2 protein-coding genes are annotated in these 2220 nt (G+C 64.9%); both read right to left on the bottom strand.

Features of this window, described 5'->3' with window-relative positions; all coding sequences use genetic code 11:
• Positions 1-201: 201 nt before the first annotated feature.
• Positions 202-966, bottom strand: a complete 765-nt coding sequence (locus tag KDB67_RS00700; protein ID WP_291011122.1) for an SDR family oxidoreductase — start codon at positions 964-966, stop codon at positions 202-204.
• Positions 967-1072: 106 nt separating this feature from the next.
• The gene (locus tag KDB67_RS00695) at positions 1073-1984 is read right to left on the bottom strand and encodes a TrmB family transcriptional regulator (RefSeq protein ID WP_291011120.1); all 912 of its coding nucleotides are present in this window, start codon (positions 1982-1984) and stop codon (positions 1073-1075) included.
• Between the last annotated feature and the right edge of the window lie 236 nt (positions 1985-2220).

The following is a 2220-nucleotide window of genomic DNA, read 5'->3' as shown; positions in this document are numbered from 1 at the left end:
GCGAGGGCATCGGCGTGGGCACCGACGGCGGTGATCGTGCCGTCGCTGATCAGCACGCTCTCGTTGGATCGTGGGGTGTCACCGATTCCGTCGATGACGGTGCCGCCCTCGATCAGGATTGTTGCGGTCATGGGATTCCTCCAGACTCGAAAAGTGTTGGCCCGGTGGCTGTGCCGGACCCTGGGTCAGGCGTTGGTCACCTCAGGCGTTGGTCACGCCGAGCGCGAGCCCGCCGTCGACGGTCAGGACCGTCCCGGTGATCCAGTCGGCGGCGGCCAGGTGAACAACGGATTCGGCGACTTCCTCGGTGGTGCCGATGCGGCCGAGCGCGTGCGCCGCAGCCAGGTCGTTCAGCCGGGCCTTCGCCTCGTCGCCGGTGCCCAGGCCTGCCCGTTCGTTGATCTCGGTGTACACCCCTCCCGGGCGAATACAGTTGACCCGCACTCCACTTGGACCGAGTTCGGCTGCGAGTACCCCGGTGAGGGTTTCGAGTGCGCCCTTGGTGGCGGCGTACGGCGAAGCGCCCGGGAAGGCGCGCTGCGTATGCACCGATCCGAAGAAGACGATCGATCCGCGGGAGTCACGCAGGGCCGGCAGGGCCTCGCGGGAAAGCATCACCGGACCGACGACATTGGCGTCGAACAGGTCGAGCACCTGCCGGTCATCGATGTCGGACAGGTTGCTGCGGTACATGTTTCCGGCGGCGTTGACCAGCGTGTCGATTCGCCCGCCGCCGTGGGTCAGCGTGCGCGCCACCAGATTCCGGCGATCTTCGCCGTCGGTGACATCGGAACGGACCGCCAGGCAACGGTCGCCCAGTTCGTCGGCGACCGCATTGATCTTGTCCTCACGTCGGCCGGCGATGACGACCGACGCACCGAGCGAGGTGAACAGGCGGGCCACTCCCGCGCCGATCCCGGAACCACCACCGGTGATCAGAACCGTGGAATCCTTCACATCGCGCATGAGTCGCCTCCGTTTGCTCGTAGTAGTTATAAGCTACACGACGTATGTGACATGCGTCTCGAATACCGGGATGCTGCTCGGAGATATGTCGGCGGGCCTCGGGCGATCAGCGACCGGATCCGCGCCTGCTGATCCGCGGGGCACTGCCGGCGGCGGGCCGGTTGCCGTTGTGTGCGGCACGCATCAGTTCGGCGGCGATACCGTGATCGGAACGCAGACGTTCGAGGTCGGGGTCGGACTTCCAGAACCTGTCGACTTCGGCGGCGTCGAAGTGCTCGCCCATTAACTGGATAGCGATGTCGTGACGGATGTATTCGATCGCGAGCAGTACGACCGCCGGATTGTCGGTGTAGACACCCCAGGCGTTGATGTCGGTCAAACCACCGACCACGGCCTCCTCGCGGTCGCCGACCACGGTGAACATCCGGCAACCGAGGTTGGCCAACGACACCTCGGGTGTGGAGCGTGTGTGCCGGTAGCAATGGCCCACCTTGGTACCGACCTCCCCGAACGTGAGCGCGGAAATGTCCACCGACCGGCGGTCCGCAGTGAGGAGCGGATCGGTGAGCTCATCCCATTCCGAGCCCCATGCGGAAATGAAGAGCTCATGTTTGGAACCGTTGACGACGTCCCGGGCGCAGTCGAGCAGGGCGGTCTTGTCGCCGAGGTCGTGGATGAGTCGGACCTGGGGAGTGGCGGTGACCGTCGGGAGTATTCGTTCGAGCTCGGCGATGGACTCCTCGTACTCCTTCGAGAGCCTGCTCACCAGTACACGGGGCGGCAAGGGCAGATATTCGACGGCGCTGCCGTCGCCCGACGCCTTCACCTCGAAAGCGGCACCGCGGGCGACGAGTTTGCCGAGCGTCTCGTAGACGGTGCTTCGCGGCACCCCGGACTTCTTGGCAACTTCGTATCCATTGATGGGAACGCCTGAAGCAACCAGCGCAACATACGCTTTCGCCTCATACCCCGACATGCCGAGGTGCTGTAGCCGCTCAACGATAGCTGTCAGCGCCAAGGTGTGACCTCCCGTTGTGCCAGGCTCGCCGTTGCTGCCGACGAGCACGTCAAGCATAGGGGAACCACTCGTTTACCAGGACAAAGGTCCACCGCAGGGGCCGGTCGTGGTGCCGCCGGACGCACAGGCACGGCGTCACCACGTCCGGGGAGACGCTGATTCTCAGCGTTCGCGATTGGCCTGGCTCGCGCCACTGAGCAGCAACTGCTTGATCTGGGTGAACTCAAGGATCCCCT

This window comes from Gordonia sp. (in: high G+C Gram-positive bacteria) (genome assembly GCF_020438995.1).
GTDB lineage: Bacteria > Actinomycetota > Actinomycetes > Mycobacteriales > Mycobacteriaceae > Gordonia.
This window is presented reverse-complemented; position numbering and strand designations above follow the sequence as displayed.

Bases quoted from the DNA above. Each gene is read 5' to 3' on its own strand.
- KDB67_RS00700 (WP_291011122.1), bottom strand. From the start codon at position 966: ATGCGCGATGTGAAGGATTCCACGGTTCTGATCACCGGTGGTGGTTCC.